The sequence below is a fragment of the Nocardioides luteus genome (assembly GCF_015752315.1).
Lineage (GTDB): Bacteria > Actinomycetota > Actinomycetes > Propionibacteriales > Nocardioidaceae > Nocardioides.
This window is the reverse complement of sequence record NZ_JADOVJ010000001.1, coordinates 1,589,336-1,609,717: the sequence shown is the minus strand read 5'-3', so window position 1 is coordinate 1,609,717 and position 20,382 is coordinate 1,589,336. Positions and strand designations below refer to the sequence as shown.

General features: G+C 70.9%; 19 protein-coding genes. 6 read left to right on the top strand and 13 right to left on the bottom strand.

Features of this window, described 5'->3' with window-relative positions:
- The first annotated feature begins 41 nt into the window (after positions 1–41).
- Positions 42–539, top strand: a complete 498-nt coding sequence (locus HD557_RS07685) for a hypothetical protein (RefSeq protein WP_196873457.1) — start codon at positions 42–44, stop codon at positions 537–539.
- 4 nt (positions 540–543) lie between these two features.
- Here HD557_RS07685 and HD557_RS07680 read toward each other — a convergent pair whose 3' ends face one another.
- Positions 544–981: a MarR family winged helix-turn-helix transcriptional regulator gene (locus HD557_RS07680; RefSeq protein WP_196873456.1), complete on the bottom strand. Its 438-nt coding sequence runs from the start codon at positions 979–981 to the stop codon at positions 544–546.
- Positions 978–1,358, bottom strand: a complete 381-nt coding sequence (locus tag HD557_RS07675) for a hypothetical protein (RefSeq protein WP_231380223.1) — start codon at positions 1,356–1,358, stop codon at positions 978–980. Before HD557_RS07675 ends, HD557_RS07680 begins: the two co-directional genes overlap by 4 nt.
- Before the next feature lie 328 nt (positions 1,359–1,686).
- Here HD557_RS07675 and HD557_RS07670 point away from each other — a divergent pair, with 328 nt between their 5' ends.
- Positions 1,687–2,979 (top strand): HNH endonuclease, encoded by a 1,293-nt coding sequence (locus tag HD557_RS07670; RefSeq protein WP_196873454.1) that lies wholly within the window; start codon positions 1,687–1,689, stop codon positions 2,977–2,979.
- 115 nt (positions 2,980–3,094) lie between these two features.
- Complete coding sequence (locus HD557_RS07665; protein WP_196873453.1) at positions 3,095–3,430, top strand: DUF1048 domain-containing protein; 336 nt, start codon at positions 3,095–3,097, stop codon at positions 3,428–3,430.
- 1 nt (position 3,431) lies between these two features.
- On the opposite strand, the gene HD557_RS07660 is transcribed toward HD557_RS07665, so the two are convergent.
- The 5 genes from HD557_RS07660 to HD557_RS07640 are packed head-to-tail and all read right to left on the bottom strand — an operon-like array spanning position 3,432 to position 11,017.
- Entirely contained in the window at positions 3,432–3,944 is a 513-nt protein-coding gene (locus tag HD557_RS07660) for a GNAT family N-acetyltransferase (RefSeq protein WP_196873452.1), read from the bottom strand.
- Positions 3,935–5,941, bottom strand: a complete 2,007-nt coding sequence (locus HD557_RS07655; RefSeq protein WP_196873451.1) for a penicillin acylase family protein — start codon at positions 5,939–5,941, stop codon at positions 3,935–3,937. The genes HD557_RS07660 and HD557_RS07655 overlap by 10 nt, the downstream gene beginning before the upstream one ends.
- Positions 5,938–8,235, bottom strand: coding sequence for a GNAT family N-acetyltransferase (locus tag HD557_RS07650; protein WP_196873450.1), 2,298 nt, complete (start codon positions 8,233–8,235; stop codon positions 5,938–5,940). Before HD557_RS07650 ends, HD557_RS07655 begins: the two co-directional genes overlap by 4 nt.
- On the bottom strand, positions 8,232–9,581 hold the full coding sequence (locus HD557_RS07645; RefSeq protein ID WP_196873449.1) for a lysine N(6)-hydroxylase/L-ornithine N(5)-oxygenase family protein: 1,350 nt from the start codon (positions 9,579–9,581) through the stop codon (positions 8,232–8,234). The genes HD557_RS07650 and HD557_RS07645 overlap by 4 nt, the downstream gene beginning before the upstream one ends.
- Entirely contained in the window at positions 9,578–11,017 is a 1,440-nt protein-coding gene (locus tag HD557_RS07640) for a pyridoxal phosphate-dependent decarboxylase family protein (RefSeq protein ID WP_307785560.1), read from the bottom strand. Before HD557_RS07640 ends, HD557_RS07645 begins: the two co-directional genes overlap by 4 nt.
- 104 nt (positions 11,018–11,121) lie before the next feature.
- Here HD557_RS07640 and HD557_RS07635 point away from each other — a divergent pair, with 104 nt between their 5' ends.
- Entirely contained in the window at positions 11,122–12,378 is a 1,257-nt protein-coding gene (locus HD557_RS07635) for an MFS transporter (RefSeq protein ID WP_196873448.1), read from the top strand.
- 18 nt (positions 12,379–12,396) lie between these two features.
- On the opposite strand, the gene HD557_RS28930 is transcribed toward HD557_RS07635, so the two are convergent.
- Together HD557_RS28930 and HD557_RS07625 are read right to left on the bottom strand one after the other, a co-directional pair.
- Complete coding sequence (locus HD557_RS28930; RefSeq protein ID WP_196873447.1) at positions 12,397–13,005, bottom strand: DUF4232 domain-containing protein; 609 nt, start codon at positions 13,003–13,005, stop codon at positions 12,397–12,399.
- 9 nt (positions 13,006–13,014) lie between these two features.
- Positions 13,015–13,917 (bottom strand): type II CAAX endopeptidase family protein, encoded by a 903-nt coding sequence (locus tag HD557_RS07625; protein ID WP_008358146.1) that lies wholly within the window; start codon positions 13,915–13,917, stop codon positions 13,015–13,017.
- A 144-nt stretch (positions 13,918–14,061) separates the two neighbouring features.
- Between HD557_RS07625 and HD557_RS28925 the strand changes: the two genes are divergently transcribed.
- Positions 14,062–15,315 carry a sensor histidine kinase gene (locus HD557_RS28925; protein ID WP_196873446.1) on the top strand — a complete coding sequence of 418 codons (1,254 nt, stop codon included), beginning with the start codon at positions 14,062–14,064 and terminating at the stop codon, positions 15,313–15,315.
- On the top strand, positions 15,312–15,971 hold the full coding sequence (locus HD557_RS07615; RefSeq protein ID WP_196873445.1) for a response regulator: 660 nt from the start codon (positions 15,312–15,314) through the stop codon (positions 15,969–15,971). Before HD557_RS28925 ends, HD557_RS07615 begins: the two co-directional genes overlap by 4 nt.
- A gap of 1 nt (position 15,972) precedes the next feature.
- Here the strand turns inward: HD557_RS07615 and HD557_RS07610 are convergent, their stop codons facing one another.
- The 4 genes from HD557_RS07610 to HD557_RS07595 all read right to left on the bottom strand — a co-directional run bounded on the left by HD557_RS07610 (position 15,973) and on the right by HD557_RS07595 (position 20,378).
- On the bottom strand, positions 15,973–16,590 hold the full coding sequence (locus tag HD557_RS07610; RefSeq protein ID WP_196873444.1) for a response regulator: 618 nt from the start codon (positions 16,588–16,590) through the stop codon (positions 15,973–15,975).
- Entirely contained in the window at positions 16,587–17,837 is a 1,251-nt protein-coding gene (locus HD557_RS07605) for a sensor histidine kinase (protein ID WP_231380222.1), read from the bottom strand. The genes HD557_RS07610 and HD557_RS07605 overlap by 4 nt, the downstream gene beginning before the upstream one ends.
- The gene (locus HD557_RS07600) at positions 17,834–19,906 is read right to left on the bottom strand and encodes an MMPL family transporter (protein ID WP_231380221.1); all 2,073 of its coding nucleotides are present in this window, start codon (positions 19,904–19,906) and stop codon (positions 17,834–17,836) included. The genes HD557_RS07605 and HD557_RS07600 overlap by 4 nt, the downstream gene beginning before the upstream one ends.
- Before the next feature lie 97 nt (positions 19,907–20,003).
- Positions 20,004–20,378: a universal stress protein gene (locus HD557_RS07595; RefSeq protein ID WP_008358156.1), complete on the bottom strand. Its 375-nt coding sequence runs from the start codon at positions 20,376–20,378 to the stop codon at positions 20,004–20,006.
- Positions 20,379–20,382: the final 4 nt, after the last annotated feature.

The following is a 20,382-nucleotide window of genomic DNA, read 5'->3' as shown; positions in this document are numbered from 1 at the left end:
TGCAAAACTGGCGGAACCCCGCAACCCCAGAGGAGACGTACGTGTCGAGGAAGCTGCTGAGCGTCGCGGCTGTCCTCTCGGCGACCGCTCTCGCAGGCTGCGGGTCCGGCGAGCCCAGCAGCGGCAGCCCTGGGCCCAGCCCTTCCACCTCCTCCCCCGTCGAGGCCTCCGGGCCGTGTCTCTTCGAGCCCGCCCAGGTCGCCAGCGCCATCCCCGGGTCCTGGTCGCACACCGCCGACGACGACGTCTGCACCTACACCAGCGACCGGGGAGCGATCTTCGTGACGACGCTGGTCGACACCTCCGTCTCGGCTGGGCTGGACGCGAGCCGGGAGGACTGCATCCCGTCTCCTCCGCCTGTGGAGGTCGGCGACCGGGCGTTCGTCTGTATCGAGTCGCACGACGACGGGGATCTCGTGGTCGGGAACGTTGCTGTCGGGAGTCGGCTGTGGTCGCTCGTCATTGTTCCTGATGAGGGCGTTCACGATGCTGAGCTCGGGGCCATGGGGCGGCTGGTCGAGATGGTCGCCGACTCCTAGCAGCTCACGCGTCGATGGCGTAGGAGCGGTCCATCAGATCAGTCATCGCCTGCTGGAAGTCGCGGCGCTTCCTGTCGCTCCACCCTGTGGTCAGCTCAGCGAAGACGTCCTCCTGCCAGCGATGCGCCTGGTCGAGCATGGACCGACCTGCGGCAGTGAGTGATGCTTCGCGCCGTCGACGATCGGTCGAAGACGCCGCCATGGTCAGGTAGTCCGCCGCCATGGCGCTCTTGATCAGTCGGGAAGCTCCACTCTGGTCGATCCCGATCTCGTGCGCGATCGCGTTCACGGTCACCGCGACCCCGCGCTGACCGAGCGCATGGACTGCCTCGCAGACGAGCACGAGTCGCCCATTTTCGTCCGCCGCGTCTGTCGCGACCGGCCGGCGTGCCCAGTGTCGGACGAAATGGAACATGACCTGTCCCGGGCCCTGGTCGGTCATTCGGTTGCCGCCATCTCGCGGCACACGTAGGCCAGCTCGAGAGCGGCCTCGAGGTTCGGCAGTCTCAGTGCAGCCGTGATCTTCCCGCCGGAGGCGCGGAACACCGTCGCCACCCGCGTGGGCTTCGTGCTCTCGGGCCAGGTGGCATCCTCCTCGACCACCATCAGGCGCTCGCTGACCGGGTGCCAGGACCTGGGGGTCAGCTTGATTCCTGAACGCTCCACCCACTCGGCGAACTGCGCGGGGGTGATCGGGCCTGCGCCCTTCGGGCCTAGGACGACGACTGGGTCGCCTACTGCGCGTTTCGCGCGCTCTTGGTCGGCGGCGTTCACGCAGGTGTGCCACTCGTTGATTGCTGCTTCGAGGCTGGGGTCCATGGGCCGATTGTATGCGATTTGCATATAGTTTTGGTGAATGGCTTACCTCGGTTGGGCGGGTGTGGCCCCGTTTCAGGGTTCGCCGCCGACCCGTTCTTTGAGTGTTTCTCGATCACGCGCCGCGTCAAGGACGCCCTTCGGGCGCCGCTTCGCGGTGGCCTTCGGCCATCCTTGACTCGGCACCCGATCGAGAAAGATTTCGCCTATATCGGGGCGGCGGCGAGAGTGTGGCGCAGCAGCCACGTGACTTGTTCACTGACTGCGTAACTGGCCTCTGAACAGCATAAATGAGTAGCAGGATCGTGATCGAGAGCATATAATAAGCACTATGTACGAGACCATCGACCGCCTCCTCGACGGGCCACCTCCGGGTGCGTCCGAGCGAGAGCTGGTTGATTGGATCGCTCGCCTCGAAGAGGTCAAGTGCACCGCGGAGGCCGTCCAGGCAGAAGCGTCGGTACGCCTTGAGGAAGCCGCTCGAGCCCGGCAGGCCGAGGCCGGTGTCCCTGCCCGCAAGCTCGGCGAAGGCGTGGCCTCCCAGATCGCGTTGGCGCGACGGGTTTCCCCGGCCAGAGGTGCGAAGCTCCTCGGGCTGGCGAAGATCCTGATCACCGGGATGCCGCACACCTTCGCCCTGATGAAGGCCGGCCTGTTCTCGCAGTGGCAGGCCACCATCCTGGCCCGCGAGACCGCGTGCCTCTCATTGGAGGACCGCCGCGTCATCGACTACGACCTCTGCGCACCCGGGCCGAACGGGCAGCCGGCGAAGGCGGTGGCGATGGGGCTACGGCAACTCGAGAACGCCGCCAAGAAACTCGCCATCAGCCTCGACCAGGCCTCCGTCGTCGCCCACGCCGCCAACGCCGAGAAAGACCGGCGCGTCAGTCTGCGGCCGGCACCCGACACGATGACGTGGCTCGGTGCCCTGCTCCCGGTCAAGGACGGCGTCGCGGTGTTCGCTGCCCTGGACCAGGCCGCCAACGCCGCCCGTGCCGCCGGAGACGAACGGACCCGGGGCCAGGTCATGGCCGACACCCTGGTCGACCGCGTCACCGGGCGCAGCAGCGCCGGGGCAAAGCCGCGGATCGAGGTCAAGATCGTCATGACCGCCGACGCCCTCGCCAACGACAGCGACCAGTCAGCCATGGTTGAGGGATACGGCCCCGTCCCCGCAGCCTGGGCCCGCGAGGCACTGGCCGATGCCGAGGTGTTCGTGCGCCGGTTGTTCACCGATCCTGCCGGGCAGCTGGTGGCGATGGAATCCCGCTCGAGGAAGGCACCCGACGGGCTGGCCGAGTTCGTCATCACCCGGGATGGCGGGATCTGCCGGACCGTCGGCTGCGACGCCCCGATCCGCAACATCGACCACATCGAGCGTCACGCCGATGGCGGAGAAACCAGCGCCCAGAACCTGCAGGGCTTGTGCGAACGATGCAACCAGGCGAAAGAAGCCATCGGCTGGCAAGCCCGACCCGGACCCGATGGCAGCATCACCACCATCACACCCACCGGGCACACCTATGTCAGCCCACCACCCGCGACCTGGGCACAAGACCCACCCCTGTCTCGAGCAGAGTTCACGCTGCGCGACGTGCTTCTCGACCACACACTCGCAGCCTGAGGCTCTCGAGAACTTTCTTCGGATCAGTGCTTGACCCTGACGCTACGTCAGCCCTGCACGCTTCTTCCACGGCCCCAAAACAGGGAGCCGAAACCACCGAAGAAAGAAGCAGAACATGAACAACATCCTCACCCGCCTCATCGGCGACAAGAAGGACTGGAAGCGCATGGAAGCCCGCGCCAACGAGCTCCCCGCCGACTACCGCACCGTGTATGCGGAGATGAAGAACTACATGTGGCGCTTCACCACCAGCGACGGCATGGACATCGTCGACATCCTGCGCGACATCCTCGACCTCTTCGAGACCGAAGCCGCCGCCGGCCGCAGCGCCGTCGAGGTCACCGGCACTGATCTGGCCGCGTTCTGCGACGCCCGACTGCCCGAGCAGCAGGACGTCTACCGGGACAAGCTCCGGGCCAGCCTCAACGAGGTCGCCCAGAAGCTGTCGTGAGTCAGGGCAGGTCGAGGAAGGCGTACTGGGCGACCTTGTGCGGGAGCTGGACGACCGGGCCACGCTTGAAGCCGTAGTCGTCGAGCCGGGCGAGAGACGCCTCGTTGGTGGCGTCCGGCTCGACGACGATGCGACGGGCACTGGCCTTGACGATGACCTCCTCGATGAAGAAGTCGAGGACGCCCTCGGTCCGGCCCTGGCGGGTGGGGGTGTCGGCCAGGAAGAGGTGGGCGCCGATGTCGCCAGGCTGGCGGTCGTAGAAGGTGCCGAGCTCGTCGACCTCGGGGTCCCAGGTCTGGAACAGGGCGACCGGCTCGCCGTCGATCTCGACGATGTACGCCGCCAGGTGCGGTTGCTCCTGCAGCCAGGTGTAGATCTCCTCGATCTCCTCGCGCGGCTTCTCGACCATGCCCCAGAAGCGGGCCCGGTCGTCGTGCAGCCAGCCGCACAGCAGGTCGATGTCGGCCGACGGCTCCAGGTCGCGGATGGTCAGGACCGGGTCGGTCAGGGGCATGTCTTCTCCTCGGTGAGCAGAGACCAGTCGGTGACGACGCGTACGGCGCCTCCGTCGGCCCAGGCGTCGTGCTGGTCGGTGTGGTGGGGACTGTCCGGGTCGCCGCTGACACCCAGCGGTACGACCCATCGGCTGTTGTCGCGGTCGGCGAGATCCCACGCGTAGCGGGCCACCGATCCACGCACGGTCACGGTGGTGCCCGGGATCCAGGCGTTGCAGCGGACCGTGTCGGTGTCGCCAGGCAGCGGGGTGGCGGGCGCGGACCGGGTGTGCGGGAGCTCGAACTGCTCCAGCGCGTGCAGCGGCCAGAAGCGGTGGTTCTCCGGCCATGGCGTCGGCTCGCGGCCGGCCACGGCCTTCGCCGCCTCGGCCACCAGTTCACGCAGGTCCAGGCCGAACGGCTTCTCGGCGGCCAGGATGACGTGCAGCGCACTGGCCACCCGGGCCGGCAGGCTGAACCAGGGCTCGTAGAGCGGCCCGTGCTCCGACGGCTCCCGCAGCGGCGCGAGCGCCGGTGCCGCGCAGATCCGGTCGACGACCTCGGCGCGCAGCGCGGCGTACCAGGCCGCGCCCGGCGACCCGTCCATCGTGCCGTCCCACTCGTCCAGGGCCTGCGGCCACAGGTCGGCGGGGACCAGCGCCAGCAGCGGCCCACCGGCCATCTGGGTGGTGTCGGCGAGCACCGCCACCGCGTCCTTCGCGTCGAGCAGACCTGCGTCGGAGAGAAGCTCGCCGATCCGGTGCGCACGGAACGGCGGCGCGAAGCCGGTCGCGAGCACGTCGAACTCCGGCATGCACCGGTCGTTGGCGGTCACCACAGCGCCGCCAGAAGAAGCCGTACGCCGCGGGGGCGGGTCGACCCAGCCGGTCCACTCCCCCGCCTCGTCACGCGTGGGCACCCGGCCGCCGACCGTGTGGACGACGTCGCCGGCCACGTCGGCGATCACCCAGTTGTTGACCGGCTCGACCCAGTGCGCCACCGCCGCCTCCACGTCGGCGACGGAGCGGGCCCGCAGCAGCGGGAGCAGGGCCCCGAAGCCGAGGTCACCGAGCTCGTGGCCCGGCGTACGCAGCGCCTGGCCCCAGCCCTCCTCCGGATCATCGAGGACCACCGGCCCGCGCTCGGTCTCGAGGACCTCGACCGAGACCGGCTCCTGACCACGGACGAGCACCGTCTCCACGCTCCGCCGCACCACGTCACCGCCCGGGCGCAGGTCGACACGGTAGAGATCCTGGTAGTCGCCCATCGCGTTGGTGATCCCCCACGCAACGGACCCGGCGTGCGCGAAGTGCTGCACACCGGGGACGCCGGGGAAGGTCATCCCGACCACGTCGAAGGCGTCGTCGGGATCGGTGCACGCAAGCCGCACCTGGAGGTAGACGTTGGGCGCCTCGAAGACCCGGTGCGGGTCCCCGGCCACCAGCGGCAGACCGGATCCGGTGCGGCCGCCGCCGACGGCGTACGCGTTGGAGCCGCCGGACAGGCCTCCGGTCAACCCTTCCGTGCGGAACAGCTCGGCCTCGGCGCCGAGCACGCGCGCGGCCCGGGCGCCGAAGAGCTTCGAGGGGAACGAGCCGAAGAGGATCTGCTGCACCCAGAAGACCGCCAGCGGCGTCCACGGCTGCCAGGTCCCCGGCGCCGGCCCGAGCCCGTCGGGCCCGTCCAGCTCGACGCAGGACGTCTCGGCGAGTCCGGTGCGGACCCCGTCGACGTACGCCGCCAGGAACTCCTGCGTCTCCACGTCGAGCCCGGCGTAGGCAGCGCGCGCGACGGCCTCGATCCGGGCGCGGCGCGCGAAGGTGTCCCACTCCAGCCCGGCCGGGCCGAGCAGCTCGGCGGTGCGGCCCTCACCGCGCAGGCGCTCGATCTCGAGCTGCCAGGCGCGGTCCCGCGCGGTGGCCCGGCCCTGGAGCCGGGCCACCTCGGTCAGCGAGGCACCCCGCACATGCGGGATGCCCCACTCGTCACGGCAGAGCCCATTTGATGGGGGCGTCATACGACCGGACTGGCGACCGGGTCGGCGACCGGGTTGGCGAGGGTGCCCGCGAAGATGAGCGACTCGGCCTGGTCGGTGATGTCGACCATCTGCAGCGTGTTGCGCAGCTGCAGCCGGTTGAGGCAGGAGTGGCGGAAGCGCGGGCGCAGGAGGTCGTAGCGCGCGACCGCGTCGGCCAGCTCGGGGTGGTCGGCGGCGTGGTCGACGATGCACGCCCGGGCCTCGGCCCAGAACTCGGTCTCCGGCAGCACCCCCTCATCATCGAGGATCGCGGCGACGTAGCGCAGCACGCCGTCGAAGATGTCGGTGTGCACGGCCAGCGCCTTGACGTCGTCGGGGAAGGAACCGCGGATCCGGGAGACCTCCTCGGGGAGCGGCAGGTCACCCATCACCGCTACCTCCTCACCGATGTCCTTCATGAACATCCGCACCGGGACGTGGTCGCGCAGCACCATCACCAGGTTCTCGCCGTGCGGCATGAACGCCAGGTCGTACGCCAGCAGGCAGTGCACCAGCGGCCGCAGGTAGGCGTCGAGGTAGCTGCGCACCCACTCCCGGGCGGGCAGCCCGGAGGCACGGACCAGCTCGGCGGCGTACGAGGCACCGGCCGCGTCGCGGTGGAGCAGCGCCGCCATCGTCGCGCACCGCTCCCCCTCGGCGAGCCGCGGCACCGGCGACTCGCGCCACAGCGCGGCAATCATCTTCCGGTAGGGCGAGGGGGTCGGCAGCTCGTGGAAGATGTCGCCGGTCCAGCCGATCGAGGCCAGCTCGCGCAGCACGCCGAAACCGCGCTCCTTCAGCTCCGCGTCACCCTCGACCAGGTCGGCGACCCAGTCGTTGATGACCGGGGTCGCGGCCATGTAGGCCGGGGAGAGTCCGCGCATGAAGCCCATGTTCTGGATCGACAGCGCGGTCTTGACGTAGTGCCGCTCGGGCCGGCTAGTGTTGAAGTACGTCCGGATCGACTGCTGCGGGCGGTGGACATCTTCCCCCGAGCCGACCAGCACGATCCGGCGCGCGGCGACGTCCGCCGCGAAGGTGACCGCCAGCTTGTGGCGCCACTGCCACGGGTGGACGGGCAGGTAGCGGAACCCGTCCGGGTCGAGCCCGAGCCCGCGCAGCTTCGCCGCGAACCGGGCCAGCGTGGCCTCACCGAGCTCGGCCGCGTAGAGGCGGTCCTCCTCCTCACCCCGGCCCAGGGCCAGGTGGGACTGGTCCCGGGGGACGGCGACCCACAGCAGGCTGAGGTCGTTGCTCGTCTCCGGCGCCCAGCGGGCGTGGTCGTCGATGTCGAAGCCGATCCGGCCGTTGTTGGCGACGAAGGCGGGGTGGCCCTCGCTCATCGCCCCCTCGACGCTCTGGTGGTCGGCGTCGACCAGGTCGGCCGCGGTCAGCGTCTGGTGCTCGAGCTTCCAGCAGGCCGAGGCGATGGTCGCCGCCAGCTCCTCCAGGTAGGTCGGCAGCAGCTTGTCCGGGATGCCCAGGTCGGGCGCGAACTCGGCGACGAACGCCTGCGCGTCGACCACGTCCTCCACGTCCCGTGCCTCCCCGGTGCGTCGCACGATCGACTCCGGGTCCACGACCCAGTGGTCGAGCAGGAAGCGACGCGCGGAGAACGCGTACGTCGAGGACGGTCCCTGCAGCTCCCAGCCGCCGTCGGTCCCCTCGTCGACGGCAGTCGGGGCGATCAGCCGCTCGTGGCTGAACTCCGCGATCGCCTTGGCGACCAGGTGCCGGTGAGCGACCCGCACGTTCTCCGGGCGCAGGTGGGCGGCTGCGTACATCTCACGGGTGCAGACCGAGAGCATCGCGGTCTTCTCCCCGATGCTGATCTCGCGCAGCTCGACGAAGCCGGCCTCGGTGTTCTTGCGTCGGATCGGCTCGTTGCGTACGTCCGGCTCGACCACCACGCGACGGACCCCGGGATCGGCGAAGCAGTGCCGCATGACCGCCCGGAAGACCCGGGTCGTGTAGCCCGAGACGGGCTCGCCGGAGGTCGGTGCGACCAGCACGTGCATGCCCAGGTCGCCCGGCGCCAGGTCGGGCACGTGGGTGATCCCGGCGAGCTCGCTGCGCGCGGGGTCGTAGGTCTCGACCAGGAACGCCGGCACGCCGTCGACCCGGCCGAGCCAGGCGTCGTGGTGCGGGTGGGCGGCGATCCGCGCGTACTCCGCGGCGACGTCCTCCAGCGTGGCGTCGAGCATCATCCAGTACGCCGAGCGCGGATGGGTCACCCAGGAGTGGACGGTGCCGAGGTGGGCCTCGATCTCGAGCGGTTCGATCGTGATCCTCATCGGTTCTCCATATCTACGGTGGTCGAGCTTGTCGAGACCCCGGGCTGAAGCTTGAAGCGGTCGGGGACGCCGAACTCCTGGAAGGCGACCCGCTTCTCGACCGGGTAGGGCTCGCGGCCGAGGATGGCGGCGAGGATCACCGAGCTGCGGTACGCGCCCATGCCGAGGTCGGGGGCGACGAAGCCGTGGGTGTGCTCCTCGCCGTTCTGCACCCAGATCTCGCGGTCGGCGGTGTCGACCGAGAAGGTCGGGCTGGCGGCGTAGCGACCCTGTTCGTCCAGGCGGATCCGGTCGCGGACCGGCTCCAGGAAGTCCGGGATGCCGGCGCGGTAACCGGTGGCCAGGACCAGCGCCTCGGTCGACATCTCGTAGTCCTCCTCCTGCTCCACGTGGTGGAGCGCGAGGTGGTAGCCACCGTCGGTGCGGGTCACGCCACGTACCTCGGTGTTGGTCAGCAGCGTGGTCTCGGCCGCTTCGGTGACGGAGCGGGTGTAGAGCGCCTCGTGGATCGCGTCGATCGTGTCGCCCGAGATGCCCTTGTAGAGGCTCTGCTGCGACTTCAGCAGCCGGTCGCGCTTCTCGGCCGGGAGCGACTGGAAGTAGGCGGAGTACTCCGGTGAGGTCAGCTCGAGGGTGAGCTTGGTGTACTCCATCGAGAAGAACCGCGGGCTGCGGGTCAGCCAGGCGAGCTGGTAGTCGTGGTCGGGCTGGGCGTTCAGCAGGTCGAGGTAGACCTCGGCGGCCGACTGGCCGCTGCCGACCACGGTGATGCTGCGCCGGGACACGAGCTCGTCGCGGCGAGCCAGGTACTCCGAGCTGTGCAGCGCCGGCCCCTCGGCCGCCACCGCCTCGGCCGCGCACTCGGGGACCCGCGGGCTCGTCCCGGTCCCGAGCACCAGCCGCCTGGTCCGATGTGTCTCGCCGGAGGCGGTGGTGACGACGTACGTCTCGCCGTCGTGCTCCACGGAAATGACCTGCTGCCCGAACCGGACGGAGCCGAGCTGCGAGGCGACCCACTGGCAGTACTGGTTGTACTCGCGCCGGTGGGGCAGGAAGTTCTCCCGGATGTAGAACGGGTAGATCCGCCCGGTCTGCTTGAGGAAGTTGAGGAAGCTGAACCGCGAGGTCGGGTCGGCCATCGTCACCAGGTCGGCGAGGAACGGCACCTGCAGGGTGGCCTCGTCGAGCATCATGCCCGGGTGCCAGTCGAAGCGGTCGCGGCCCTCGAGGAAGAGGCAGTCGAGCTCGTCGATCGGGTCGGCGAGCGCGGCCAGGCCGAGGTTGAACGGGCCGAGCCCGATGCCGATCAGGTCATGGACGTGAGCTGATGTGTCGGGAGCGTTCATCGGGCGACCTCCGGAACGGCACGGCCCAGCGTACGGACCTGCTCGATGATGTCGAGCACGTCCTGGACGGAGGCCATGGGGTTGAGCAGGGTGAGCTTGAGGAACTGCCGGCCGTCGACCTTGGTCGCGGCGACGACACCGCGACCGCCGCTCCACATCTCGGCGCGGATCCGTCGGTTGAGGTCGCCCAGGGCGTCCTCGTCCAGGTGCGGGTCCACGTAGCGGAAGACGACGGTGGAGAGCTGGGAGGGCGTGACGACCTCGATGTCGGACTGCAGGCTGAGGATGTCGTAGACCTCGCGGGCCAGGTCGATCACGGTCTCGAGGTAGGCACCGATCTGGTCGGCGCCCATCGTGCGCAGGGTCAGCCACAGCTTGAGCGCGTCGAAGCGGCGGGTGGTCTGCAGGGACTTGTCGACCTGGTTCGGGTTCTCCGACTCCCGCGGGTTGAGGTAGTCGGCGTACCAGGAGGCGTGCTGCATGGTCGCGAGGTCGCGGACCAGGAGCGCGCTGGAGGAGACCGGCTGGAACCAGGTCTTGTGGTAGTCGATCGTGATCGAGTTCGACCGCTCGATGCCGTCGAGCAGGTGGCGGTACTTCGGCGAGGCCAGCAGCCCACCGCCGTACGCCGCGTCGACGTGGAACCAGACGTTGAAGTCCTGGCAGGCGTCGGCGATGGCGTGGAGCGGGTCGATCACGCCGAAGTCGGTGGTGCCTGCGGTGGCCACGACCGCCGCCGGGACGAGGCCGTCGACGACGCACTCGTCGAGCGCCTCGCGCAGTGCGGCGACGTCCATCCGGTGCTCGGCGTCGGTCGGGATCGCGATCGCGGCCGATTCGCCCATGCCGAGCAGACGGGCCGACTTGGCGATGGAGAAGTGGCTGTCCGCGGAGGTCAGGAAGCGCAGTCGGTCCAGAGGTACGCCGCGGCGCTCCGCCTCGCCGCGGGCCAGGAGCAGCGCCTGCAGGTTGGACTGGCTGCCGCCGCTGGTGAAGATGCCGTCGCGGGTCGCCTCGGGGTAACCGGCGCGGGCGGCGGTCCAGTCGATGAGGCGACGCTCCATGAACGTGCCGCCCACGGACTGGTCGAAGGTGTCCATCGAGGTGTTGACGGCCGCGATCAGCAGCTCCCCGACGAGGGAGGGGATGACGACCGGGCAGTTGAGGTGAGCGGCGTAGGACGGGTCGTGGAACCAGACCGCGTCCTTGAGCCACAGCCGGCTGACCTCGGCGAGCGCCGCGGTGCTGTCGACGAGAGGGTTGTCCAGGTCGACCTCGGCGACCGGTTCGGCGGCCGTCTCGGGCGAGATCCCGGTGGTGGGGCCTTCGAGCGTGGCGAGCTGGTCGACGAGCAGTCTGATTGCTTCGGTGATCCCGCTGGTGTACTCACGAGCATTGTCGGGGTGGAACAGATGCTCCAAGTGCGGTGCGCTCACTGGTCTCCTTCGACACGGGGGGATTAGGTTAGGCGAACCTAAGTGAGGCTACCCTAAACGCATCCCCGCCAGACAGGTGGGCCAGAGAGAGGACGATCACACCCGTGCCGAACTCCCCCAGCCAGGCCGCTCGCGTGCTCGCCGGCTTCGCGTTCGCCTCCCTCGGCAACGGCCTCACCCTGCCGTTCCTCTACGTCTACATGGCCCAGGTCCAGGACCTCGGGTCGTCGACCGCGGGCTGGATGTTCGCCTGGATGGGCGTGGTCGGCCTGCTCGCCGCCCCCGGGGTCGGAGCGCTCCTGGACCGCTTCGGACCTCGCTTGGTGCTGCTGGGCGCGCTGGCCGTGGAGGCGGTCTCGATCGGGTCGCTCGGCTTCGTCGACGGCACCGTTCCCACGATGGCGGTGCTCGCCGGCGTGGTCGTGGGCGCCTCCCCGCTGTGGCCGGGCACGACGACCATGCTGGCCGCGATGGTCCCCGCGGCCGACCGCGAGCGCGCCTACGGCTTCGCGTTCCTGGGGCTCAACGCGGGCATCGGCCTGGGCGGCCTGGTCAGCGCGTTCCTCATCGATGTCGAGCGCCCGGAGACCTTCCAGACGCTCTACCTGTGCGACGCCGTCGCCTACCTCGCCTATGCCGCGGTGCTCGCCTTCCTGGTCCGCTCCCCCGCCCGCCCCGCGCAGGGCGACGCGGACGACGCTTCCGCCGGCTCCTGGGGCGAGGTGCTCCGGGACCGGCGGGCGGTGGCCCTGGTCGGCTGCGGCGTGCTCGCGGTGACCTTCGGCTACGGGCAGCTCGAGGCCGGCGCGACCGCCTACGCGGTGGACGTGGCCGGGGTGCCGGCGACCGCCCTCGGCTGGGCCTTCGCCGCGAACGCCGCCGTGATCGTCTGCGGGCAGGTCGTCCTGCTGCGGCTCACATCGGGGTGGCGGCGTACGACTGCTCTGGCGTGTGCCGTGCTGACCTGGTCGCTCGCCTGGAGCGTGCTGGCGGCCGCGGACCTGATGCCCGTCGCCGGCGCGGTGGCCGCCGTCGTGGTCGGCCTGGCGATCTTCGGCCTCGGCGAGACGTTGTGGGCGCCGATCGTGACCGGCCTGGCGAACACCATCGCCCCCGACCACCTGCGTGGCCGCTACAACGCCTCGCTCGGGCTCACCCTGACCCTCGGTCAGATCCTCGGCCCCGCGCTGGCCGGCTCCCTCATCGGCAGCGGCCTCGGCCACCTGTGGGCGTTCGTCGTCATCGGCGGCACCCTCACCGCCGGCCTGGTGCTGACCCGGCTCCGCTTCCTGCTCACCGCGGCCGAGGACGGCGCCCCGGAGGCCGAGGCCTCCGAGGCGCCGGTCGCCGAACGGATCTGATCAGCCGGATCTGACGGGTCAGCTGGAGAAGGGCACGGCCTTCGCGGCGTCGGTGTGCCAGTTGGTGCCGATCGGCTGATCGACCTCGGCGGTGCTCGGCAGCTTCAGGGACACCGGGTCCATGTCGCCCTCGTGCGCGGAGACGATGATCTCCTCGAACTGCACGCCGCCGTCCTGCGCTCCGCTGTGCGTGTTGACCCCGGCGTACGCCTTGGTGGAGCCGGTCATCGTGATCGGCTCGCCCTCCGCCTGCTCGCTCGGCATCACGTCGCCGGAGACGGCCGAGCCGAAGCCGGCCTCGATCGTCCGTCCCGCGAGGGTGCAGGTCACGCCGGGCTTGGCGGTCGCGGTGACCAGGTAGTAGCCACCCGCCTGGGACTCCTCGGAGACCGTGAAGGTCAGGTCGCCGGTGGCGCACTCCCCACCGGCCTCCTCCGACTCGGACGGCTCGGTGCTCGGCTCGGTGCTCGGCTCGGTCGTCGGGGTTGCGGACCCGCTCTCCGCCGACGGGCTGGGGCTGCTCTGCGCCCCGGCGTCGTCGGTGTTCTCGGAGGAGCACGCCGACACGGCGAGTGCGATGGTGGCGAGGACGAGCGGCGCGACGCTGCGCCGGATACGGAGAGGCACCTGCTGAATCTATACAGACCGAGCCGATTCCTTTACGTATCCCAGCCGCCCGCGCGTGGCGAGGACAAGGAGCGCTGCGACGACACCCGACCCGACCAGCAGCGCGAGCTGGAACTCGTCGGCGTCGACGTCGGGGAAGACCTCGGCGAAGGCCACCGACGCGAAGTTGTTGACGCTGACGTGCAGGAGCATGGCCAGCGGCAGGCTCTGCCCGGTGCGGTTGAAGACCCAGGTCATCACGATGCCGAAGGTGAAGCAGAAGCCCGCGAAGACGAGCGGCGCGAACCAGCTGACCTCCGGCCAGCCGCCCCAGTCGGTCAGGAAGAGCGGCATGTGCCACAGCGCCCAGATCGGACCGAGCACGAAGGCGGACCCGAGCGGCCCGACCTTGCGCTGCAGCCGGGGCAGAGCGAAGTCGCGCCAGCCCGGCTCCTCGGCGAGACCGGTCGTGACCATCTGCATCAGCAGCCCCGGGACGTACGCTACCGCCACGATCAGCCACGCCTGCGACGGCGTCGCCATCTGGTGCCCGGTGGCCTGCAGCGAGACGATGATCGCGGCCGGCACGCCGATCAGGATGCCGGCGTACCAGCGCCAGCTCGCCCGCCAGCGCCACATCCCCCGGACCCAGGCCCGCAGGCCCGCCCGGCCGCCGACGATCCCGGTGACCAGCGCGGCGCTGCCGATCGGGCCGAGGTACGCACCCGGGAGCATCCCGAGGAGCTGCCCGCCGATCATGCCGCCAGGGAAGGTGAGGTCCCAGAGGCCGAGGCCGCTGTTGGACAGGACATAGGGCGTCCAGGCCAGCCAGCTCGCCGCCAGGGCGAGCACGAAGAACGTGGAGAGCTGGTGGCGGCGTACGAATGCTCGTAGGCCTTGGTCCGGCTGGGTCACCGGGAGTGTGGTGGTCATGGTCGTTCCCTTTCGAGTTGGGTCGATTCCGTGACCCGAACCTAGGAATCGGAGCGACCCTGTCGCGCCGGGCAAAAGGGCGAACCTTCGTACTTGCATCGAAAGATGCTGGTGACCGAGACCGGTTGCGTAAAGGATGATCGCGTGAACGATGTGACGACACGGATCGTGCCGCGACTGCTCCCGCCCCTGGTGGTCTTGCTGCTCACCACGGTGCTGCTGGTGGTCACACCCGGCCTCGACTCCGCCGACCCGTCGGTCGCTGGGTCGCCGGCTCTCGGCAGCGTCGGCTGGTGGGTCGCGTTCGCGGTGCTCACCGGCCAGGCGGTGCTGCTGCTAGGGCGGCGTGCGCGGCCGTTGGCGGTGCTGCTGGTCGTCGCCGCGGGGGCGGTCGTGCTCGCGGTGAGCGGCGCGGGCGACGTCACCAGCCTCTCCTCGGCCGCCGTGGTGGTCGCGGTGTGGTCGGCGGTGACCTCGACCCCGCTCCCCCGGATCCGTGCGCTCGCCGGAGGGTTGGCCGGTGCCGGGCTGCTGGTCGCGGCGGGAACGGCACTGAGCCAGACGAGCATCGGCCTCGCGGCCGGCACCGCGGTCCTCGCCGGCCTCGTCCAGGGCGCGGGCGTGATCGTCCTGCCGGCGCTGCTCGCCGCCACCGTGAGGGCGCGGCGCGATGCCCGGGAGGCCCGGACCGACCTCGCTCTCGCCGTCGACCGCGAGCAGGCCGCCCAGATCGCCGCGGCGATCGCGGAGGAGCGGACCGCGATGGCGCGCGAGCTCCACGACATCGCCGCCCACCACCTGACCGGCATCGCGGTGATGACCGGCGCGGTCGAGCGGCAGATCGACACCGACCCGGCGGGCGCGAAGGAGTCCGTACGCCAGGTCCGCACCCAGAGCACCGCGATGCTGCGCGAGCTGCGCGGCCTGGTCACGCTCCTGCGCAGCCCCGGGCAGGCCGAGGAGGCGAGCGGGCACGAGCGCCTCTCCCATCTGGGATCGCTCGTCGAGGACGCCTGTCGTGCTGGGCTCCCGGTGTCGCTCTCGAACCTGGGTCCCGAGGCAGCGTTCGAGAAGGTCGGGCCGCTCGCCCAGCTCTCCGCCTACCGCACCGTGCAGGAGTGCCTCGCCAACGCCGCCCGGCACGCGCCGGGAGCGCCGTGCGAGGTGGTCGTCGATTCCCGGGAGCCGGCCGCGGTGGTGGTGACGGTCCGCAACGGGCCGCCGCCCGGTCCCGTCGCACCTTCCGGGTCCCCGAGGCGTCGCGGGCTCGGCTTGGTCGGGATGCAGGAGCGCGCCGATCTGACCGGCTCGACCCTCGAGGCCGGACCGACCGCCGAGGGGGGCTGGCAGACCCGGCTGCGGATCCCGGCGGCCGAGACCGCGGAGGTGTCCGGATGATCCGGGTCGTGGTCGCCGACGACCAGCCGCTGGTGCGTGCCGGGCTGCGTACGCTGCTGGAGACCGAGCCCGACATCGAGGTCGTCGCGGTGGCCGAGGACGGCGCAGCCGCGGTCGAGCAGGCGTTGGCGCTGCGCCCCGACGTGGTCTGCATGGACATCCGGATGCCCGGCCGCGACGGCATCAGCGCCACCCGCGAGCTCTGCGGCCCCGACGTCGCCGACCCCATCCCGGTGCTGGTCCTGACCACCTTCGACATCGACGACTACGTCTTCGGCGCCCTCGAGGCCGGCGCCTCCGGCTTCCTCCTCAAGGACGCCGACCCCGACGCCATCGTCGCCGCGGTCCGCTCCGTCGCCGCCGGTCACGGCACCCTCGACACCTCCCTGACCCGCCGCGTCCTGCGCGAGGTCGTCACCCGGAGGCGTACGCAGCCCGTGACCGCCGCCCGCGGCAGCGAGCTCCTCACCACGCGGGAGCTCGACATCCTGCTCCATCTCGCCGAGGGCATGTCCAACGAGGAGATCGCCCAGGCCCTCGTCCTCGAGGTCTCCACGGTGAAGTCCCATCTGGCCCGGATGATGCCCAAGCTCGGGGTGAAGTCGCGGCTGCAGGCCGCCGTCTGGGCCTACCAGTCCGGGCTCGTCGAGCACTGATTCAGATCAGGCCGGTCTCCTGGGCGACGTGGATGGCTCGGGACCGGCTGTCGACGTCGAGCTTGGTGAAGATGTGCGCGAGGTGGCTCTTCACGGTCGCCTCGGTGACGAAGAGGGTGCGGGCGATCTCCCGGTTGGTGGCGCCCCGCGCCAGGTGCCGCAGCACCTCGATCTCCCGGTCGGTCAGCCGTGGCAGCGGGCTGCGCATGCCCTTGAGCACGCGCGCGGCGAGGTCCGGGGCGAGCACCATATCACCGGCGGCGGCTCGCCGGATCCCCTCGACGATGACCCCCGGGTCGACGTCCTTGAGGAGGTAGCCGGCGGCACCGGCCTCGATCGCGCCGAGCACCTCGGCGTCACGGTCGAAGGTCGTCAGGATCAGCACCGCCGGTGCCGGGTCGAGCGCCCGCAGCGCGACCGTGGTCCGGATGCCGTCGATCCCGCTGCCGAGGCGCAGGTCACACAGCACGACATCGGGACGGAGGTCACCGGCGAGCACGATCGCCTCCTCCCCCGTGGCCGCCTCGCCGATCACCCGCAGGGACTCGCCGGCGTCGATCACCGCACGCAGCCCGCTGCGTACGACCGGGTGGTCGTCGACGAGGAGCACCGTCGTCATCGCAGCCCCTCGACGTGGATCGGCAGATGGGCGGAGACCGCGGTGCCCTCGCCGGGGGTGCTCTCCACGTCGAGCCCGCCGCCGAGCTCGCGGAGCCGGGCCCGCATGAACCGCAGGCCGTAGCTCGACGATCCCGCGCCGGCGTCCTGCTCCCAGGCGGCGACGTCGAAGCCGGCCCCGTCGTCGCTGATGTCCATGCGTACCGAGTCCTGGTCGTCGGTCAGGGTGACGACGACCCGGGTGGCGCCGGCGTGGAGACGTACGTTGGACAGCGCCGACTGGGCGGTGCGGAGCAGCGCGACCTCGACCTCGGTCCGCAGCAGCGGGAGGGTGTCGTCGACATGGAGCTCGGCCACCAAGCCCGCCTCGTCGTGCGCGCGGTCGAGCATCCGCCGCAGCGCCGAGGCGAGCGCGGCGTCCTCGAGCTCGGCGGGAGCCAGCGCCGCCACGATCCGGCGTACGTCGGCGAGGCTGTCACCGGCGAGCGCCTCGACCTGCGCGAACGTCCGCGACGCGTCCTCGTCCGTGGTGCGGCTGCCGCCGGCATGGGTCAGCAGTCGGATCGAGGAGAGCGCCTGGGCGATGGTGTCGTGGATGTCGCGCGAGATCCGGGTGCGCTCGGCGACGGCCCCGGAGTGGCGCTGCGCCAGCACGAGCTCGTCCTGCAGCTCGGCCATCTCCTGCTGGGCGCTCCGCAGCGAGGTCACCAGCCGCTCGCGCTCGGCTGCGTCCCGCAGGAGCTGGAGGTAGCCACGCGAGATGCCGAACGCGAAGATGCCGCCGATGACCGGGCCGAAGACGTCCGCATAGCTGGTCGTGCCGCGGTCCAGGACGGGGGCGACGATCACGACCACGAGGATCAGTGCCGAGAAGGCCAGCCCCCAGCGCAGCGGCAGCAGGTGACCGGCGAGCAGCCACAGCAGGAACGCCAGCCAGACGAACTCGGCCGAGACCACGACCGCGGCGGTCCAGATCGCGGCGAAGCCGACCAGCCACCACACCAGGAGCCGGCGCGAGCGTGTCCGGGAGGGCAGGACCACCCCGGCGGTGTGCCACCCGAGGATCGCGACTCCCGAGGCGACCGCGACCGGAAGCGCCACGCCGTCGCCGACGGCACGGCTGACACCGATCGCGGTCAGCACGACGGCGATGACGTGCTGGCCGACCTCCATGGCCCGCACCGTCGACCGGGCCGAGGTGGAACCCGAGGGGCCGGTCCACCCCAGCGGCATGTGCACGACGCTCATGAGACCAATACTCTCCCGGCCCGCCCCGCCGACCTGCTCGGCCACCAGATTCGTTCGCCGACGAGTGCGAAGATCGCCGGGACGATCACCGTACGCACCACGAGCGTGTCGACGAGCACACCGACCCCGACGATCAGGCCGAGCTGCCCGAGGACCACCAGCGGGAGCACCCCGAGCGCCGCGAACACCGCGGCCAGCACGATGCCCGCGCTGGTGATCACGTTGCCCGTGTGGGCGACCGCCTCGACCATGGCCGCCCGGGTGCCGACCGTCGCCACCTCCGTACGCGCGCGGTGGACGAGGAAGATCGTGTAGTCGATGCCGAGCGCGACCAGGAACAGGAACGCGAGGATCGGCACCTGGAGGTCGAGCGCATGCTGGTCGAACAGCACCCGGCTCAGCCAGGCTCCCGCCCCGATCGCGGCCGCGGCGCTGGCGAGGTTGACCAGGAACAGCAGCACCGGGGCGACCAGCGAACGCAGCAGCGCGAGGAGGACGAGGAAGCTCACCGCGAGCACCAGCGGTGCGACCAGCAGCAGGTCGCGCTCGCTCCCCTCCTTCGCGTCCAGCTCGGTGGCGACCGCACCGCCGACGAGCGCGTCCGCGCCCGGGATCGGGTGGACGGCCTCACGCAGCTCGGCGATCTGGTCGAGGCTGCGCTCGGTGCCGGGCGAGAAGGCGCTGGTCACGGAGATCTTCGTGAGCGATCCGTCGTCGGTGGTTCCGGCCGGGTGGGCGCGTACGACTCCCTCGACCTCGGCCACGGCCGCCACCACCTCGTCGGCCGCCGTGCTGTCGGCGACGATGTGGATCGGCTGGGCGTCGCCGGGCGGGAAGTGGGCCGAGAGCGTCTCCAGGCCGGCGGCCGACTCGGACTGCACCCGGAACTTCTCGACCTGGTCGAGGCCGACCGAGGTGCCGAACAGGCCGGCGGCCATCACCGCGAGCAGCGCGAGCCCGCCGACGAGGCTCGCCGCCGGCCGCTTCGCGACCCGGGAGGCGATCACCCGCCACGTACGCCCCTGGGTGCGTGCCCCGCCGGGGCGAGGGATGAACGGCCAGAAGAGCCTGCGCCCGCACACCGCCAGGAACGGCGGCAGCACGAACAGCACCGCCACCAGCGCGATCAGCAGACCGATCGCGGCCGGGATCCCCAGCCCGCGGGTCATCGGGATCGTGGCGAAGACCAGGGCCAGCAGGGCGAGCACGACCGTCACGTTCGAGGCGAGCACCGCGGGAACCGTCGTGCGCCAGGCGCGGCTCAGCGCCGCCCGGTCGTCGTCGCTCTGCTGCAACTCCTCCCGGTAGCGGGAGATCAGCAGGAGCGCGTAGTTCGTGCCGGCGCCGAACACGAGCACGCTGACGATGCCGGCGTCGAACTCGAGGTTCCACAGCGCTCCGGCCGCCGCGGTGACCCTCGCCGCCAGCCCGTCGGCGAGCGCGACCACGATCAGCGGGACGAGCCACAGCACCGGCGATCGGTAGGTGATGATCAGCAGGATCGCGACGATCAGGATCGTCACCAGCAGCAGCGTGACGTCCGCGCCCTCGAAGGCGGCGGCCATGTCGGCACCGAACGCCGGCCCACCGGTCACCTCGAGGATGATCCCGTCGGGCGCCTTCGCCGCGATGGCCGTACGCAGGGCCTCGATCGTCGCCTCGTTCCCGGCGTTGTCGGCGCCGACCCTGATCGGGGCCGACAGGACCGCCGCCCTCCCGTCCTCGCTGACCATGGGCTCGCCGGCACCCGCCACGTCCCCGACCGGGCGGAGACCCTCGAGATCACCCGCGGAGAGCTCGCCGCCGTCCTCGCGCGTGGCGACGACGATCGCTGCCTGACGGTCCGCCCCCGGGAACTCCTCCATCAGCTCACCGACGCGCGTCGACTCCGAGCCCACCGGCGCCTGCCCGGACCGCTCCGGCGCCTCCACCCCGCCGAAGAGTCCGAAGAGCACGCCCATCACGACCGCTGCGAGCCCGAGGGCCAGCCACGCTCCCCGCCGTGAGGTCAACCTGTCTGCGACGTGCGGACGGGCCACCGACCGCGTACGAACAAGAGAATCTGCCATGCCACCAACTCCATCAGCGGTGGCATGGCAGATCATCGCGAACAAGGCTGAGCCGGGAATCAGCCAAATGGCTGATGCGGCGGCGCCTCGTCCACGCTCAGGTGGCGGCCACGGGCGGCTTGACCGCGAGCACCGGCGAGGTGGCGTCGAGCAGGATCCGCTGAGCGGTGCTGCCGAAGACCAGCTTGCCGACCGGGGTCCGCGCCCGCAGACCCAGGATGATCAGACGTGCTTCGAGGCGCTGGGCGACCTGGACGACGGTGTCACTGGGGTCACCCAGGTCTCCGCGCTCGACCTCGACGCGGCCGGCGAGATCGGGCCAGCGGCCCTCGAGCTCGCCCACCTCGGGGATCCGCTCGCCGCGTACGGCGGGGACGACGACCACCGTCTCGCCCTCACGGGACTCGGTGACTGCAGCCGTGACGGCGGCGTGTCCGGGTGGAGTGTCGGCGTAGGCGACGACGATGGTCATCAGC

Coding starts and splice junctions, on each gene's coding strand:
- HD557_RS07605 (WP_231380222.1), bottom strand. CDS start 17,837: ATGAGCGTCGTGCACATGCCGCTGGGGTGGACCGGCCCCTCGGGTTCC.
- HD557_RS07675 (WP_231380223.1), bottom strand. CDS start 1,358: ATGGACCCCAGCCTCGAAGCAGCAATCAACGAGTGGCACACCTGCGTG.
- HD557_RS07665 (WP_196873453.1), top strand. CDS start 3,095: ATGAACAACATCCTCACCCGCCTCATCGGCGACAAGAAGGACTGGAAG.
- HD557_RS07600 (WP_231380221.1), bottom strand. CDS start 19,906: ATGGCAGATTCTCTTGTTCGTACGCGGTCGGTGGCCCGTCCGCACGTC.
- HD557_RS07595 (WP_008358156.1), bottom strand. CDS start 20,378: ATGACCATCGTCGTCGCCTACGCCGACACTCCACCCGGACACGCCGCC.
- HD557_RS07650 (WP_196873450.1), bottom strand. CDS start 8,235: ATGAGGATCACGATCGAACCGCTCGAGATCGAGGCCCACCTCGGCACC.
- HD557_RS07645 (WP_196873449.1), bottom strand. CDS start 9,581: ATGAACGCTCCCGACACATCAGCTCACGTCCATGACCTGATCGGCATC.
- HD557_RS07660 (WP_196873452.1), bottom strand. CDS start 3,944: ATGCCCCTGACCGACCCGGTCCTGACCATCCGCGACCTGGAGCCGTCG.
- HD557_RS07625 (WP_008358146.1), bottom strand. CDS start 13,917: ATGACCACCACACTCCCGGTGACCCAGCCGGACCAAGGCCTACGAGCA.
- HD557_RS07615 (WP_196873445.1), top strand. CDS start 15,312: ATGATCCGGGTCGTGGTCGCCGACGACCAGCCGCTGGTGCGTGCCGGG.
- HD557_RS07655 (WP_196873451.1), bottom strand. CDS start 5,941: ATGACGCCCCCATCAAATGGGCTCTGCCGTGACGAGTGGGGCATCCCG.
- HD557_RS07610 (WP_196873444.1), bottom strand. CDS start 16,590: ATGACGACGGTGCTCCTCGTCGACGACCACCCGGTCGTACGCAGCGGG.
- HD557_RS07680 (WP_196873456.1), bottom strand. CDS start 981: ATGACCGACCAGGGCCCGGGACAGGTCATGTTCCATTTCGTCCGACAC.
- HD557_RS07670 (WP_196873454.1), top strand. CDS start 1,687: ATGTACGAGACCATCGACCGCCTCCTCGACGGGCCACCTCCGGGTGCG.